The sequence below is a fragment of the Pseudomonas bananamidigenes genome (assembly GCF_001679645.1).
Lineage (GTDB): Bacteria > Pseudomonadota > Gammaproteobacteria > Pseudomonadales > Pseudomonadaceae > Aquipseudomonas > Aquipseudomonas bananamidigenes.
In genome coordinates, this window is record NZ_LRUN01000037.1 from 105,005 (window position 1) to 120,141 (window position 15,137).

A 15,137-nucleotide genomic window follows, 5' to 3' on the forward strand; every position below is an offset into this window, starting at 1 on the left:
TTGCACGGGGCACGGACTTGTTCATGAGCATTTGCTTTGCCAAATGTTTGAGGACGCTCACCGGCGCGGAGTGTGCCGATGAGCGTTGAGTGCGGGCTCAGTAGGCATATCGCAACAAGGTGTGTGGCAAATGCCGCAATACGAAGAACCCGAACAGGGCGACCAGTGCAGGCAGCACCAGCCACCAGACTTTCTGCGGCATCGCTTCGAGAGGGGAGCGGCGCTGACTCAGCCACAGGCTCGCTGCGCAGACGCAGGAGGCGAGCATGGCGCCGGCCAGGACATCCGTCGGCCAGTGGGCGCCCAGATACACCCGCGACAGCGCGATCGCCAGCGCCGGCATGCAGCCGATCAACAGCCAGGTCAGGCGCAGTCTTGGCGGTTGCCCGCGTCCCGCCAGCACCGCGAGCGTCAGGAACAGTGCAAACGATCCGGACGCATGACCGCTTGGCATGCTGTAGCTGGTGATCGGATCGGTCAGCACTTCCGGGCGTACCCGGGCGAAAAACAGTTTTGTGCCGGTGTTGGCCAGCGCAGTGACGAGCAGCGTGCCGCCCGCGAAGATCGCCTGGCGCCACTGTCGGCACAGCAGCAACAAGCCTGTCAGCAGGGCACTGAACAGCAACATGTTGCGGAATTCGCCGATCAGGGTGAAGACCACTGCGACCTCGTCGAGCGCTGCACTGCGGTGCTCTTGCACGAGGGTCATGACGCCTTGGTCGAGTGCCGTCAGATAGGGATAGCCGATGAACAGCGCAATCAGGATCGACAGGCTCATGCTGCTGATCCAGATTGTCGCCCGACGGTGACGGCGCAGGCTGCTGTTGGCGCTCAGGCCGACCATCACCGCAATGCTGGCGGCGACGATCCCGGCCTGCGGCCAGAAACCTTCCGGCAGCGGCAGACGAATCGCCGCCCCGGTGGCCCAGCCCGGCAGCAGGTAGGCGATGCTCCAGCCGGCGGCTGCCAGCAGGCTGACTGCCGCGAAGCGCGGGAAGGGCATGTCGCACATCCCGGCGACCATCGGCAGCATCGGACGCAGCGGGCCGATGAACCGTCCGACCAGCAGGCTGGCGATGCCATAGCGCTGGAAGTAGGTTTCAGCGCCGGCCATCCATTCCGGATGATGACGCAGGCCCGGCAGGCGCCGGATGTTCTGGTGGAAGTGGCGACCCAGGAAATACGAAATCACATCCCCGAGAATCCCGCCGAGAAACCCCAGCAACAGGGTTTCGCTCAACGACAGCGCACCGCTGCCCGCCATGACAGCCACGGCGAACAGCAACACCGTACCGGGCACGATCAATCCGGCAATCGCCAGACATTCCACGAACGCCACAATGAGCACGGCGGCGGCCAGCCACTGCGGGTTGGCGGCCAGCCACCCGGTCACGCTATCGAGCCATGGGCCCATACACAACACTCCATTTCATTGATGCCCCTGGCCGGCGTACCGCAGAGAGGACACTCACAGCAGAAAATAATCGCGACCTTCGACCTGACCCCGGCGCAGCGGGTTCCGGGTGCACCACTGGGCGTAGGATGCGTCGACGAAGCGGTACATCAAATGCTCGTCACGCCCATGGGGAATGCCCAGGCGGGTGGTCTGGATGATGTGGCCTGGCGCGGGGCCGGTGTCTTCCACCAGCAGGATTTCGTGGTCGAAACGCTTGGCGTCCCACACCGGCACCTTCAGCCCCAGCGCCTTGCACAACAGAGTCTGCCCGGCGCAGAGCTTTTGTGGCGGGCGCGGGCGACCCTGAGCGTCGGGGTTGTTCAGCAGCATCTGTGCGAGGCTGGCCGGACCACTGATTTCATCAACCCACGGATAGGCCGATTTGATCAGCACCGCGTTGCCGGGACCCTGGGCGCTGAAGTTCAGCGAGTCGCCGCCACGGGCGTAGTACATATAGATGTGGCCGCCATCCAGAAACAAAGCCTTACGCTTTTCCGTGTAGCCGAGGGAGGCATGGCTGCCTTTTTCCGCGCAGTAATACGCTTCGGTTTCAATGATTCGGGCGCTGAGCCACAGGTCACCGACCCGGTGGCGGATGACTTTGCCCAGCAGATCCCGGGCCAGCACTTGGGCATCGCGGTCGAAAAAAGCGTCCGGAAGGCCCAGCGGCAGGCGCCCGGCATGGGCGCGAACGGTCAGGTTGGACATGGCAAACGGTGTTTATCCAGACAAAAGAGGTCGTGATGATAGCAATCCGAGCCTTAATTTCGGCTGAACATCGGCAAATCGCCGTCCATTTCGACCATCCGCCCGTCACCGCTGTTAGTCCCGGGGCACGACAGCTATAATCTGCCGCTTTCCTCTTTGCCAAGACCCCAGCAGACCATGACTGAGTCCGTTCTTGACTACATGACCCGATTGGGTCGCGCCGCCCGCGAAGCTTCCCGGGTCATCGGCCGTGCCAGTACCGCGCAGAAAAACCGCGCCCTGCTGGCTGCCGCCAATGCTCTGGACGCCGCCCGCACCGAGCTTGCGGCAGCCAATGAACAGGATCTGGCCGCAGGTCGCGCCAACGGTCTGGAGCCGGCATTGCTGGAACGTCTGGAACTGACCCCGGCCCGCATCGACGGCATGATCGTCGGTCTGCGTCAGGTGGCGGCCCTGCCGGACCCGGTCGGCGCGATCCGCGACATGAGCTTCCGTCCGTCGGGGATTCAGGTCGGCAAGATGCGCGTGCCGCTGGGCGTGATCGGGATCATCTACGAATCCCGGCCGAACGTGACCATCGATGCCGCCAGCCTGTGCCTGAAGTCCGGCAACGCAACCATCCTGCGCGGTGGCTCAGAGGCAATTCACTCCAACCGTGCCATTGCCGCCTGCATCCAGCGCGGTCTGGCCGAAGCCGAACTGCCGGCCGCCGTGGTGCAAGTGGTGGAAACCACCGACCGCGCCGCCGTTGGCGCCCTGATCACCATGCCCGAGTACGTCGATGTGATCGTGCCACGCGGTGGCCGTGGCCTGATCGAGCGCATCAGTCGCGACGCCCGGGTGCCGGTGATCAAACACCTGGACGGCATTTGCCACGTTTATGTCGGCGAGCACGCCGACCTGCCGAAAGCCCGGCGCATCGCCTTCAATGCCAAGACCTATCGTTATGGCATCTGCGGCGCGATGGAGACGCTGCTGGTCGATCAAAGTGTTGCGAAGGATTTCCTGCCGTCGATGGCGGAACAGTTCCACGAAAAAGGCGTCGAGCTGCGTGGTTGCGAGCGCACCCGGGCGATCATCGAGGCTGTAGCGGCGACCGAAGAGGACTGGAGCACCGAGTACCTGGCGCCGATTCTGTCGATCCGCGTGGTCGACGGCCTGGACCAGGCCATCGAACACATTAACCGTTACGGCTCCCATCACACCGATTCGATCGTCAGCGAAAACCTCGCCGACACCCGGCAGTTCGTGGCTGAAGTCGACTCGGCGTCGGTGATGATCAACACCCCGACCTGTTTCGCCGATGGATTCGAATACGGATTGGGTGCCGAGATCGGCATTTCTACTGATAAGCTGCACGCCCGTGGCCCGGTGGGCCTCGAAGGACTGACCTGCGAGAAGTACGTTGTGGTCGGTGATGGCCAGTTGCGCGGCCAGGCGACGGTCTGACTTGTCCGACCTCGACCCGAAAGTGCCGAAGTCCGGCAGAAAGCCCCGTCCCCGGCGTATTGGCGTATTGGGCGGAACCTTCGATCCGGTACATGTCGGCCATTTGCGTGGCGCGCTGGAAGTCGCCGAGGCGCTGGGGCTCGATGAGCTGCGCATGATGCCCAGCGCCCGCCCGCCGCACCGCGATACCCCGCAGGTATCGGCGCAGGATCGGCTGGCAATGGTTGAATGCGCGGTGGCCGGAGTGCCGCCGCTGGTGGTGGACGCCCGCGAGCTTCAGCGGGACAAACCGTCCTGGACCATCGACACCCTGGAGTCGCTGCGTGCCGAAATGGCCGCAGGGACCCAGGTTTTTCTGCTTTTGGGCTGGGACGCATTTTGCGGCCTGCCCACCTGGCATCGCTGGGAGGAGTTGCTCCAGCATTGCCACATCCTGGTGCTACAGCGCCCGGACGCCGACAGCGAGCCGCCGGATGCCTTGCGCAACCTGCTGGCAGCGCGTTCGGTGAGCGACCCGCTGGCCCTGAAAGGGCCGGGCGGACAGATTGCATTCGTCTGGCAGACACCGCTCGCGGTCTCCGCCACCCAGATCCGTCAACTGCTGGCCAGCGGTAAGTCGGTACGTTTCCTGGTGCCCGACGCGGTCCTGGCCTACATCGATGCGCACGGTCTGTATCGTGCGTCGAACTGAACAAGGCGTGCTTCACTGATACGGGTCAACGTATCGCCAAGCCGCCGAATACATGAGCAAAACGAGTTTTATATGACTGACAAAGATGTAAGCAAAGTTAAGCGCAAAGGTACTTTCAAGAGCGCCCCGTTGCCGGAAGTCGCCAACGCCCAGGAGCCGCTGAAAGGCGACGAACTGGTCAAGGTGGCCGTGGCAGCCCTGGAAGACGTCAAGGCCCAGGACATCCAGATCATCGATGTGCGCGACAAGCAGAGCATCACCGACTACATGATCATCGCCACCGGTACGTCCAACCGCCAGATCAACGCGATGCTGGAAAAGGTTCGCGAAGAGGTCAAGAAGAACGGCGCTCGTCCGTTGGGCGAAGAGGGCAAGGGTGACAGCGACTGGGTACTGCTGGACCTGGATCTGGTGATCGTGCACATGATGACCGCCTCGGCCCGTCAGTTCTACGACCTGGAGCGCCTGTGGGCCGGTGCCGAGCAAAGCCGTGCGAGTGATGGCAAGCATCACAGCCCGGAAAACACCCACGAGCATTTCGCCAAGCTCAACAAAGACCAGCTGTAAGGGATCGCCGTGCGCCTGCGACTGATCGCCGTCGGTTCACGCATGCCCAAGTGGGTGGAAGAAGGCTGGCATGAATATGCCAAGCGTCTTCCGTCCGAGCTGGCGCTGGAACTGGTGGAAATTCCGCTCAATACCCGTGGCAAGAATGCCGACGTGGCGCGCTTCATCCGTCAGGAAGGTGAAGCCATGCTGGCCAAGGTCGGGCACAACGAGCGGATCGTCACCCTCGAAGTGCACGGCAAGCCCTGGAGCACCGAGCAACTGGCGGTCGAACTCGACCGCTGGCGACTGGACTCGCGCACGGTCAATTTCATGGTCGGCGGCCCGGAAGGGCTGGCGCCTGAAGTCTGTGCCCGCGCCGACCAGCGCTGGTCGTTGTCGCCGTTGACGCTGCCGCACCCGTTGGTGCGCATCCTTATCGGCGAACAGTTGTATCGTGCCTGGACCGTGCTGTCCGGCCACCCTTACCACAAGTAATCCTGCCCTCATGTCCCAGCCGATCCGCATCAAGGACCACGAAAAAGACGCACGCCTGGTGCGTAGTCGCGTCGTGTTCGGGGCCATTGCGATCGTTGCACTGATCGGTGTGCTGATCGCCCGGCTGTATTTCCTGCAGGTCATCCAGTACGAGTACCACTCGACGCTTTCGGAAAACAATCGCGTCCATGTCCAGCCGATTCCACCGACCCGCGGCCTGATCTATGACCGCAACGGCGTGGTGGTGGCAGACAATCGTCCGAGCTTCAGCCTGAGCATGACCCGGGAGCGTTCCGGCGACTGGCAGCAGGTGCTCGACGTGATCGTCGAAGTGTTGCAGTTGACGCCGGAAGACCGGGTGATCTTCGAAAAACGCATGCGTCAGGGGCGCCGGCCGTTCGAGCCGGTGCCGATCCTGTTCGAGCTGACCGAAGAGCAGATCGCCCGCATCGCGGTGAACCAGTTCCGTCTGCCGGGGGTGGAAGTGGTCGCGCAACTGGTTCGTCACTATCCGCAGGGCGCGCATTTTGCGCACTCGGTGGGTTACATGGGACGGATCAACGAAAAAGAGCTGAAGACCCTCGACCCGGTCAACTACAGCGGCACCCACCATATCGGCAAGACCGGTATCGAGCGTTTCTACGAAGCGGAACTGCATGGCCAGGTGGGTTACGAAGAAGTCGAGACCAACGCCCGGGGGCGTGTGTTGCGGGTACTCAAGCGGACCGATCCGGTGCCGGGCAAGGACATTGTCCTGAGCCTCGACATCAAGCTGCAGGAAGCTGCCGAAGCCGCTCTGGGCGGGCGACGTGGCGCGGTGGTGGCGCTGGATCCGAGCACCGGCGAAGTGCTGGCGATGGTCAGCCAGCCGAGCTTCGACCCGAATCTGTTCGTCACCGGTATCAGCTTCAAGGCTTACGCCGAGCTGCGCGACTCCATCGACCGGCCACTGTTCAACCGTGTCCTGCGTGGCCTGTACCCGCCGGGTTCGACGATCAAACCGGCGGTGGCGATTGCCGGTCTGGACGCGGGCGTGGTGACGGCGTCGAGCCGGGTGTTCGACCCGGGTTACTACATGCTGCCCAACTACGATCACAAGTACCGCAACTGGAACCGTACCGGTGACGGTTTCGTCGATCTCGACACGGCGATCATGCGCTCCAACGACACCTACTTCTATGACCTGGCCCACAAGCTCGGCATCGACCGGTTGTCGTCGTACATGAACAAGTTCGGTATCGGCCAGAAGGTCTCGCTGGACATGTTCGAAGAGTCTCCGGGCCTGATGCCGTCCCGCGAGTGGAAACGCGCCACCCGCAAGCAGGCGTGGTTCCCGGGCGAGACCCTGATCCTCGGGATCGGCCAGGGCTACATGCAATCGACGCCGCTGCAACTGGCCCAGGCCACCGCGCTGGTGGCCAACAAGGGTGTGTGGAACCGTCCGCACCTGGCCAAGACCATCGAGGGCGAAAAACCCAAGGACGAGAATCCGATGCCGGACATCGTCCTGCGCGACCCGTCGGACTGGAACAAGGTCAACCATGGCATGCAGCAGGTGATGCACGGCGCTCGCGGTACGGCGCGCAAGGCATCGATCGGCGCGCAATACCGGATCGCCGGCAAGTCGGGTACCGCCCAGGTGGTCGCGATCAAGCAGGGTGAGAAGTACGACCGCTCCAAGGTCCAGGAACGCCATCGCGACCACGCCCTGTTCGTCGGTTTCGCCCCGGCCGACAACCCGAAAATCGTGGTGTCGGTGATGGTCGAGAACGGTGAGTCCGGTTCCGGCGTCGCCGCGCCCGTGGTGCGTCAGGTGATGGACGCCTGGCTGCTGGATCAGGACGGACGCTTGAAGGCCGAATACGCCAGCCCAATCAGTGCGGAGGCTACGGCCCGTGAAGAATAATTTCGATCGCATGCTCTCCAGCGAGGATGTGATGCGTCGCCGCGCGACGCTGTTGCAACGTCTGCATATCGATGGTCCTTTGCTGGTCCTGCTGCTGATCCTCGCCGCCGGCAGTCTGTTCGTGCTCTATTCGGCCAGTGGCAAGAGCTGGGACCTGCTGGCCAAGCAGGCCACGTCGTTCGGCATCGGTCTGGTATCGATGATCGTCATCGCCCAGTTCGAGCCACGCTTCATGGCCCGCTGGGTGCCGCTCGGCTATGTGATCGGGGTGGTGCTGCTGATGGTGGTGGACATCATGGGCCACAACGCCATGGGCGCGACCCGCTGGATCAACATTCCAGGGGTGATCCGCTTCCAGCCATCGGAATTCATGAAGATCCTGATGCCGGCGACCATCGCCTGGTATCTGTCCAAGCGCACGTTGCCGCCGCAGCTCAAGCATGTGGGGATCAGCCTGATGTTGATCGGTGTGCCGTTCATTCTGATCGTGCGTCAGCCGGACCTGGGCACGTCGCTGCTGATTCTGGCCGGCGGTGCGTTCGTGCTGTTCATGGGCGGGCTGCGCTGGCGCTGGATCCTCAGCGTGCTGGCGGCTGCCGTACCCGTGGCGATCGCCATGTGGTTCTTCATCATGCACGACTACCAGAAGCAACGGATCCTGACCTTCCTCGACCCGGAAAGCGATCCGTTGGGCACCGGCTGGAACATCATTCAGTCGAAGGCCGCCATCGGGTCCGGCGGCGTGTTCGGCAAGGGCTGGCTGCTGGGCACCCAGTCGCACCTGGACTTTCTGCCGGAAAGCCACACGGACTTCATCATCGCGGTGCTGGGCGAAGAATTCGGCCTGGTGGGCATCTGCGCGCTGCTGCTGATCTATCTGCTGCTCATCGGCCGCGGTCTGGTGATTACCGCCCAGGCGCAGACGCTGTTCGGCAAATTGCTCGCCGGTGCCTTGACCATGACGTTTTTTGTTTATGTTTTCGTCAACATCGGTATGGTCAGTGGCCTGTTGCCGGTCGTAGGGGTGCCGTTGCCGTTCATTAGCTATGGCGGAACTTCGCTGGTGACGCTGCTGTCAGCGTTTGGGGTTTTGATGTCGATTCATACGCATCGCAAGTGGATCGCACAGGTTTGAATAAGGTGAAGAGTTCAATGCAAGTAATGCGTGACTGGGCGACACGATACGCACCGTGGCTCGGCCTGGTAGGCATCCTTGGCAGCGCGCAGGAAGCGCTGGCCGGCGATTACGAAGGCTCGCCCCAGGTGGCCGAATTCGTCGGCGAAATGACCCGCGATTACGGTTTTGCCGGCGAGCAACTGATGGCGGTGTTTCGCGAGGCGCAGCGCAAGCAGGCGATTCTTGATGCCATTTCCAAACCCGCCGAGCGGGTCAAACAGTGGAAAGAATACCGGCCGATGTTCATTACCGACGCGCGGATTGCCCGCGGTGTGGACTTCTGGCGTCAACACGAAGCGGTCCTGGCCCGCGCCGAGCAGGAATACGGCGTTCCGGCCCAGGTGATCGTGTCGATTATCGGCGTTGAGACCTTTTTCGGACGTAATACCGGCAATTACCGGGTGATCGATGCGTTGTCCACGCTGGGATTCGACTATCCTCCCCGTGCCGAATTCTTCCGCAAGGAGTTGCGTGAGTTTCTGCTGCTGGCCCGCGAAGAGCAGGTCGACCCGTTGACCCTCAAGGGCTCCTACGCCGGGGCGATGGGCCTGCCGCAATTCATGCCGAGCAGCTTCCGCGCCTACGCGGTGGATTTCGACGGTGACGGACACATCAATATCTGGAATAACCCGGATGATGCGATCGGCAGCGTCGCCAGCTACTTCAATCGTCACGGCTGGGTGGCCGGCGAGCCGGTGGTCAGTCGTGCCGATGTGCGCGGCGAACAGGTGGATGAAGGCCTGACCGCCGGCATCGAACCGACGAAAACCGTCGCAGAGTTGCGAGCGCTGGGCTGGTCAAGTCATGATGCGCTGCGCGATGATATGCCGGTTACTGCATTTCGCCTGGAAGGCGACAACGGTCCGGAATACTGGATGGGCCTGAAGAATTTCTACGCGATCACGCGTTATAACCGCAGCGTGATGTACGCCATGGCCGTACATCAACTGTCTGAAGAGCTGGTAAAAGCACGGGGCGTCAAGTAATGCAGGCATGGCCTATCAACAAACCCCTGAAACTGGTGGCATTCGCCGCGCTGGCGATCATGGTCGCCAGTTGCTCGACCAGTCGTGCGCCCACCCAGAAATACGCCTCCAACACCGTTCGTGCCCAGCCGGGTCTGGACATCAACCGGGCCCACAAGGACGGCGCGCCATGGTGGGACGTCGATGTGTCGCGCATCCCGGATGCCACGCCGACTCTGCACACCGGGCCGTACAAGGCCAACCCCTACACCGTGCTGGGCAAGACCTACTTCCCGTTGCAGGAATCCAAGACCTACGTGGCCTCGGGCACGGCATCCTGGTATGGCACCAAGTTCCATGGGCAGAACACCGCCAACGGCGAAGTCTATGACCTGTACGGCATGAGTGCCGCCCACAAGACCCTGCCACTGCCCAGTTACGTTCGTGTGACCAACCTGGACAACAACAAGAGCGTGATCCTGCGGGTCAACGACCGTGGACCGTTCTATTCGGACCGGATCATCGACCTGTCCTATGCGGCTGCGAAGAAACTCGGCTATGCCGAAATCGGCACCGCGCGCGTCAAGGTCGAGGGTATCGACCCGCAACAATGGTGGGCCGCCAGGGGCCGTCCGGCGCCTTTGATGCTCAACGAGCCACAAGTCGCGCAGAATAACGTGCCGGCGATCACGGCTTCGGCGGGCACCATCGAGCAGTGGACGCCTCCGCCGCAACAACATGCCTCCGACACTGTACCTGTACAGATCGGCGCAAAAAAAAAACGCTTCTGCGCGAGCGTCTGGCCAGTATCTGCAGGTGGGCGCGTTCGCCAACCCGGACGCTGCAGAACTCCTGAGGTCGAAGCTCAGCGGGATGGTGAGCGCTCCGGTGTTCATCAGCTCGATCGTGCGCAATCAGCAGACCCTGCACCGGGTACGCCTGGGACCGATCGGTACGCCGGGTGAAATCGCCCAGGTGCAGAACAGCGTGCGCCTGGCCAACCTTGGTTCGCCAAGTGTGGTCACCGAGTAAACGTGGGACTTGATTGACGGTTCACCAGCGATTGGGGGGTGAACCAGGTTGTTGGCTCGTCGAAGAACAAAAGCCCGGCAAAGGGTGACTGGAGTGAGCAACTGAACACGCGATGCTCGTAGGGTTTGCTCGAAAGCTCGCCGAGCGGCGATCAGGCAAGGCAAAAACAGGTGAGGAAGCGGAGTGTAGGGGACCTGCATGAGCATTCCGAATCTGTTTTTAACGCAGCATGATCGTCGCGCAGGCAGGTTTCGGGCAAAGCCTGAAAGACATCTGATTAAATTTTGCCCTTGGGCAGTTTCCATTAGCGATTTCGAGAGACGGATGAACATCACCACCTTTGCCAAACGCCTGTGCCTGCTAGTCCCGCTGCTCCTCTCGCCAGCCGCCTTCGCGGCCGAGATGATGCCGTCGCCACCTCAACTGGCCGCAAAGGCCTATGTGCTCATGGACGCCAGCAGCGGCAACGTGCTGGTGGAGAACAACGGTGACCAGCGTCTGCCACCGGCCAGCCTGACCAAGCTGATGACCGCGTACATCGCCACGCTGGAAATCCGTCGTGGCCAGATCGGTGAAAACGATCCGGTGACCGTCAGCGAAAACGCCTGGCGCACCGGCGGTTCGCGGATGTTCATCAAGGTCGGCTCGCAAGTGACCGTCAGCGACCTGCTGCACGGCATCATCATCCAGTCCGGCAACGACGCCAGCGTCGCGGTGGCCGAGCACATCGCCGGCAGCGAAGACGCCTTCGCCGACCTGATGAACAAGACGGTCGCCGATCTGGGCATGACCAATACCCACTTCATGAACCCGACCGGTCTGCCGAACCCCGAGCACTACTCGTCGGCGCATGACATGGCGATCCTGGCGCGCGCGATCATTCACGAAGATCCGGCTCACTACGCGATCTACTCGCAGAAAGAGTTCTTCTGGAACGGCATCAAGCAGCCTAACCGCAACCTGCTGCTGTGGCGCGACAAGACCGTCGACGGTCTGAAAACCGGTCACACCGACGAAGCCGGCTACTGCATGGTGTCCTCGGCCGTACGTGACGGCATGCGTCTGATCGCCGTAGTGTTCGGCACCAACAGCGAAGTGGCCCGTGCCGCCGAGACCCAGAAGCTGCTGACCTACGGTTTCCGCTTCTTCGAAACCCAGACCTTCTATCAGAAGGGCACCGAACTGGCTCAGGCCCCGGTGTGGAAAGGCACCACCAGCCAGGTCAAGGCCGGTCTGGCCGAAGATCTGACCATGACCCTGCCGAAAGGCCAGCTGAAGAAGCTCGCTGCCAGCATGACCATGAACCCGCAACTGACCGCGCCAATCGCCAAGGGCGACGTGATCGGTAAAGTCGAAGTGAAGCTGGATGACAAGGTGGTGCACAGCGCCGACCTGATCGCCCTCGACGCTGTCGAGGAGGGTGGTATCTTCCGCCGCATGTGGGATAGCATCCGTCTATTCTTCTACGGCTTGTTCAACTGATACGAGTTGACCTGCAGGGCCCCGTTCCCCTCCGGAGCGGGGCCTTGTTCGTTACCGGGCTTACGCTTTAGAGGCCGTTACGCCATGACCGATACCGAAGTAAAGGCGCCAAAGATCGAATTTCCGCAGGTTGATTATCCGGTTAAGGTGATCAGCGACACGGGCGTCGGCAACAAAGACAAGATCATCGACATCGTCAAGAAGCACGCGAAGATCAACGACGAGCGTGTGGACGAGCGTCAGAGCAGCAACGGCAAGTACACCACTATCCAGTTGCACATCGTCGCGACCGACCAGGATCAGCTGTACAACATCAACAGCGAACTGCGGGCGACCGGCTTCGTACACATGGTGTTGTGATGCCGGCCACGCTGGGCTTTCGCGAACTTGGCCGGATGGCTTACGAGCCGGTCTGGCATGCCATGCAACGCTTTACCAACGAGCGCGGCAGTGATGCCGCCGACGAAATCTGGCTCGTCGAACACCCGCCGGTATTCACTCAGGGCCAGGCCGGCAAGGCCGAACATCTGTTGCTGCCGGGAGATATCCCGGTGGTGCAGGTCGACCGCGGCGGGCAGGTGACTTACCATGGTCCGGGCCAGCTGGTGGCCTACCTGCTGCTGGATGTGCGCCGGCTGGGGTTCGGCGTGCGGGATCTGGTCAGCCGCATGGAGCGGTGCCTGATCGAACTGCTGGCCAGCTACGGCGTCACCGCCGTGGCCAAACCTGATGCTCCCGGCGTCTATGTCGATGGAGCGAAAATCGCTTCTCTGGGTTTGCGGATTCGCCACGGTTGTTCCTTTCATGGCCTGGCCCTGAACGTGGACATGAACCTGGAGCCGTTTCGACGGATTAATCCCTGCGGCTATGCCGGGCTGGCGATGACCCAGCTGAGCGATCACGCAGGATCGATTGAATTTGCCGAGGTAAGTGCCCGGCTGCGCGCGCAGCTCGTCAAACACCTCGACTATGCTGAGCAGACGACCCTGACGGGCGGAATCGACTGATATGACTACTGATGCAGTGCAAACCATGATCCCGACGCTCGACGTGACCGAGCGCCCGGCCCCGCGTCCCAAGGTTGAAGCCGGCGTCAAGCTGCGCGGCGCCGAGAAGGTTGCACGCATTCCGGTGAAGATCATTCCGACCACCGAACTGCCGAAGAAACCCGACTGGATCCGCGTGCGCATCCCGGTTTCGCCGGAAGTCGAGCGCATCAAGAGCCTGCTGCGCAAGCACAAGCTGCACAGCGTCTGCGAAGAAGCATCCTGCCCGAACCTGGGCGAATGTTTCTCCGGTGGCACCGCGACCTTCATGATCATGGGTGACATCTGCACCCGTCGCTGCCCGTTCTGCGACGTCGGCCATGGTCGTCCGAAGCCGCTGGACGTCAACGAGCCGGAAAGCCTGGCCATCGCCATCGCCGACCTGAAACTCAAATACGTGGTGATCACCTCGGTGGACCGCGACGACCTGCGTGACGGCGGTGCCCAGCACTTTGCCGACTGCATCCGTGAAATCCGCAAATTGTCGCCGAACGTACAGCTCGAGACGCTGGTTCCGGATTACCGTGGCCGCATGGACATCGCCCTGGAAATCACCGCGGCCGAGCCGCCGGATGTGTTCAACCACAACCTGGAAACCGTGCCGCGCCTGTACAAGGCCGCGCGTCCGGGTTCGGACTACCAGTGGTCGCTGACCCTGCTGCAGCGCTTCAAGCAGATGATGCCGCACATTCCGACAAAGTCCGGCCTGATGCTGGGGCTGGGCGAAACCGATGACGAAGTCATCGAAGTGATGAAGCGCATGCGCGAACACGACATCGACATGCTGACCCTGGGCCAGTACCTGCAACCGTCTCGCAGCCACTTGCCGGTGCAGCGTTTCGTGCACCCGGACACCTTCGCCTGGTTCGCCGAGGAAGGTTACAGGATGGGCTTCAAGAACGTCGCTTCCGGCCCGTTGGTACGCTCCTCGTACCACGCCGACGAGCAGGCGAAACTGGTCAAGGCCGAGCTGCTCGGTTCCTGATTCAGCGCTGAATACGAAAATGCCCGCCGGGTTGAACGTCCGGCGGGCATTTTTTTGCCCGGCCTACGCTCGTCAGTGACTTTTCCCGCAATCTGCGGCGCAGCTGTGCCCCTTCAGTTTGTCGCCGTTCCTGACTACTGTGTGTGCATGACCGCACACAGGGAGATCCATGGATGACCGTTCGACCCACCCACACCCTTTTTCCGCACAAGCCTGTGCCGGCGCTGCCGGCGGAAGGACTGATAGGCGTCATCGCGCCAGCCGGTCCAGGTGCGCTGGATACTGAAAAGGCCATTCAGTGGATGCGCGCCCGGGGTTACGGTTTGCGGGTGTTCCCGGGTGTTTACGAAAAGGATGGCTATCTGGCCGGCAGCGATGAGGTGCGTCTGAATGATCTGCATGCCGCGTTCGCTGACGAAGAGGTCGATGCCATCATTTGTCTGCGGGGCGGTTACGGTACGCCAAGGCTGCTGGACCGGATCGACTACGATCTGCTGGCACGCCATGCCAAGCCCTTCGTCGGCTACAGCGACATCACCGCACTGCACCTGGCCATCAGCCGCTATGCCGGATTCGTGACCTTTCACGGGCCACTGTTGAACGCCGACCTGCTGGGGGACAAGGAGCCGCCGACGGTGACGTCGTTCTTTGCCATGCTGCGCGGTCAAGTGAAGGCCGGCAGCGTACTGAGCCATCCGGTGGCGTATCCACTGACCACGGTCGAACCCGGCGTCGCTCACGGGCGTCTGCTGGGTGGCAATCTGGCGATGATCGCATCGACCTTGGGCACTCCATACGAAATCGATGTCGAGGGCGTGATCCTGCTCATCGAGGATGTCAACGAGCCGCTGTATCGCATCGACCGCTTGCTGACCCAGATGCGTCTGGCCGGCAAGCTGTCCAGATTGCGCGGGGTGCTCGTCGGGGATATTGCGGGAGTGGATGTGGACGCTCTGAATCGCCTGCTCAAACAGACCTTCGAGCCACTGCGGATTCCGGTGCTGTCAGGTTGGCGCAGCGGCCATTGCGATCCGAATCTGACCCTGCCTCTGGGGGCGCTGGTTCGGCTGGATGCGGGGAAGAAGGAGTTGATGCTGGAGCAGGATCTGGTGATCAAGGCATAGAAACTGATCGCCCGATAGTCAGTCATCGCGGGCAAGCCCGCTCCCACAGTTTTCAGGTTGTACGCAGAGCTG

Annotated in this window: 14 protein-coding genes and 1 pseudogene; 13 read left to right on the forward strand and 2 right to left on the reverse strand. The window is 61.9% G+C overall.

Going from position 1 to position 15,137, the window contains the following annotated elements:
- Positions 1 to 97: 97 nt before the first annotated feature.
- Positions 98 to 1,414: a bifunctional DedA family/phosphatase PAP2 family protein gene (locus BBF94_RS13960; protein ID WP_065259584.1), complete on the reverse strand. Its 1,317-nt coding sequence runs from the start codon at positions 1,412 to 1,414 to the stop codon at positions 98 to 100.
- 54 nt (positions 1,415 to 1,468) lie between these two features.
- Complete coding sequence (locus tag BBF94_RS13965; RefSeq protein ID WP_065259585.1) at positions 1,469 to 2,164, reverse strand: DNA-3-methyladenine glycosylase; 696 nt, start codon at positions 2,162 to 2,164, stop codon at positions 1,469 to 1,471.
- Positions 2,165 to 2,341: 177 nt separating this feature from the next.
- Between BBF94_RS13965 and BBF94_RS13970 the strand changes: the two genes are divergently transcribed.
- The 13 genes and pseudogenes from BBF94_RS13970 to BBF94_RS14030 all read left to right on the forward strand — a co-directional run bounded on the left by BBF94_RS13970 (position 2,342) and on the right by BBF94_RS14030 (position 15,065).
- Positions 2,342 to 3,613 (forward strand): glutamate-5-semialdehyde dehydrogenase, encoded by a 1,272-nt coding sequence (locus tag BBF94_RS13970; protein WP_065259586.1) that lies wholly within the window; start codon positions 2,342 to 2,344, stop codon positions 3,611 to 3,613.
- Positions 3,582 to 4,304 (forward strand): nicotinate-nucleotide adenylyltransferase, encoded by a 723-nt coding sequence (gene nadD, locus BBF94_RS13975; protein WP_065259587.1) that lies wholly within the window; start codon positions 3,582 to 3,584, stop codon positions 4,302 to 4,304. The genes BBF94_RS13970 and nadD overlap by 32 nt, the downstream gene beginning before the upstream one ends.
- Positions 4,305 to 4,376: 72 nt before the next feature.
- The gene (rsfS, locus tag BBF94_RS13980) at positions 4,377 to 4,871 is read left to right on the forward strand and encodes a ribosome silencing factor (protein WP_065259588.1); all 495 of its coding nucleotides are present in this window, start codon (positions 4,377 to 4,379) and stop codon (positions 4,869 to 4,871) included.
- A gap of 9 nt (positions 4,872 to 4,880) precedes the next feature.
- Entirely contained in the window at positions 4,881 to 5,348 is a 468-nt protein-coding gene (gene rlmH / locus BBF94_RS13985; protein ID WP_011063671.1) for a 23S rRNA (pseudouridine(1915)-N(3))-methyltransferase RlmH, read from the forward strand.
- A 10-nt stretch (positions 5,349 to 5,358) separates the two neighbouring features.
- The gene (mrdA, locus tag BBF94_RS13990) at positions 5,359 to 7,254 is read left to right on the forward strand and encodes a penicillin-binding protein 2 (protein WP_065259589.1); all 1,896 of its coding nucleotides are present in this window, start codon (positions 5,359 to 5,361) and stop codon (positions 7,252 to 7,254) included.
- 31 nt (positions 7,255 to 7,285) lie between these two features.
- A complete protein-coding gene (gene rodA / locus BBF94_RS13995; RefSeq protein ID WP_065259627.1) occupies positions 7,286 to 8,389 on the forward strand; it encodes a rod shape-determining protein RodA in 1,104 nt (367 codons plus the stop codon).
- A 17-nt stretch (positions 8,390 to 8,406) separates the two neighbouring features.
- Positions 8,407 to 9,417 (forward strand): lytic murein transglycosylase B, encoded by a 1,011-nt coding sequence (gene mltB, locus BBF94_RS14000; protein WP_065259590.1) that lies wholly within the window; start codon positions 8,407 to 8,409, stop codon positions 9,415 to 9,417.
- Positions 9,417 to 10,428: pseudogene (locus tag BBF94_RS14005) on the forward strand (septal ring lytic transglycosylase RlpA family protein). The gene mltB and the pseudogene BBF94_RS14005 overlap by 1 nt, the downstream one beginning before the upstream one ends.
- 324 nt (positions 10,429 to 10,752) lie before the next feature.
- The gene (locus BBF94_RS14010) at positions 10,753 to 11,910 is read left to right on the forward strand and encodes a D-alanyl-D-alanine carboxypeptidase family protein (protein WP_065259591.1); all 1,158 of its coding nucleotides are present in this window, start codon (positions 10,753 to 10,755) and stop codon (positions 11,908 to 11,910) included.
- An 84-nt stretch (positions 11,911 to 11,994) separates the two neighbouring features.
- On the forward strand, positions 11,995 to 12,270 hold the full coding sequence (locus tag BBF94_RS14015) for a DUF493 domain-containing protein (protein ID WP_007958664.1): 276 nt from the start codon (positions 11,995 to 11,997) through the stop codon (positions 12,268 to 12,270).
- Positions 12,270 to 12,917, forward strand: a complete 648-nt coding sequence (lipB, locus tag BBF94_RS14020; RefSeq protein WP_065259592.1) for a lipoyl(octanoyl) transferase LipB — start codon at positions 12,270 to 12,272, stop codon at positions 12,915 to 12,917. The genes BBF94_RS14015 and lipB overlap by 1 nt, the downstream gene beginning before the upstream one ends.
- A 25-nt stretch (positions 12,918 to 12,942) precedes the next feature.
- Positions 12,943 to 13,941 carry a lipoyl synthase gene (gene lipA / locus BBF94_RS14025; protein WP_176704459.1) on the forward strand — a complete coding sequence of 333 codons (999 nt, stop codon included), beginning with the start codon at positions 12,943 to 12,945 and terminating at the stop codon, positions 13,939 to 13,941.
- 173 nt (positions 13,942 to 14,114) lie between these two features.
- A complete protein-coding gene (locus BBF94_RS14030; RefSeq protein WP_065259594.1) occupies positions 14,115 to 15,065 on the forward strand; it encodes a S66 peptidase family protein in 951 nt (316 codons plus the stop codon).
- Positions 15,066 to 15,137: the final 72 nt, after the last annotated feature.

Bases quoted from the DNA above. Each gene is read 5' to 3' on its own strand.
- BBF94_RS13960 (WP_065259584.1), bottom strand. From the start codon at position 1,414: ATGGGCCCATGGCTCGATAGCGTGACCGGGTGGCTGGCCGCCAACCCG.
- BBF94_RS13965 (WP_065259585.1), bottom strand. From the start codon at position 2,164: ATGTCCAACCTGACCGTTCGCGCCCATGCCGGGCGCCTGCCGCTGGGC.
- BBF94_RS13970 (WP_065259586.1), top strand. From the start codon at position 2,342: ATGACTGAGTCCGTTCTTGACTACATGACCCGATTGGGTCGCGCCGCC.
- nadD (WP_065259587.1), top strand. From the start codon at position 3,582: ATGGCCAGTTGCGCGGCCAGGCGACGGTCTGACTTGTCCGACCTCGAC.
- rsfS (WP_065259588.1), top strand. From the start codon at position 4,377: ATGACTGACAAAGATGTAAGCAAAGTTAAGCGCAAAGGTACTTTCAAG.
- mrdA (WP_065259589.1), top strand. From the start codon at position 5,359: ATGTCCCAGCCGATCCGCATCAAGGACCACGAAAAAGACGCACGCCTG.
- rodA (WP_065259627.1), top strand. From the start codon at position 7,286: ATGCGTCGCCGCGCGACGCTGTTGCAACGTCTGCATATCGATGGTCCT.
- mltB (WP_065259590.1), top strand. From the start codon at position 8,407: ATGCAAGTAATGCGTGACTGGGCGACACGATACGCACCGTGGCTCGGC.
- BBF94_RS14010 (WP_065259591.1), top strand. From the start codon at position 10,753: ATGAACATCACCACCTTTGCCAAACGCCTGTGCCTGCTAGTCCCGCTG.
- BBF94_RS14015 (WP_007958664.1), top strand. From the start codon at position 11,995: ATGACCGATACCGAAGTAAAGGCGCCAAAGATCGAATTTCCGCAGGTT.
- lipB (WP_065259592.1), top strand. From the start codon at position 12,270: ATGCCGGCCACGCTGGGCTTTCGCGAACTTGGCCGGATGGCTTACGAG.
- lipA (WP_176704459.1), top strand. From the start codon at position 12,943: ATGATCCCGACGCTCGACGTGACCGAGCGCCCGGCCCCGCGTCCCAAG.
- BBF94_RS14030 (WP_065259594.1), top strand. From the start codon at position 14,115: ATGACCGTTCGACCCACCCACACCCTTTTTCCGCACAAGCCTGTGCCG.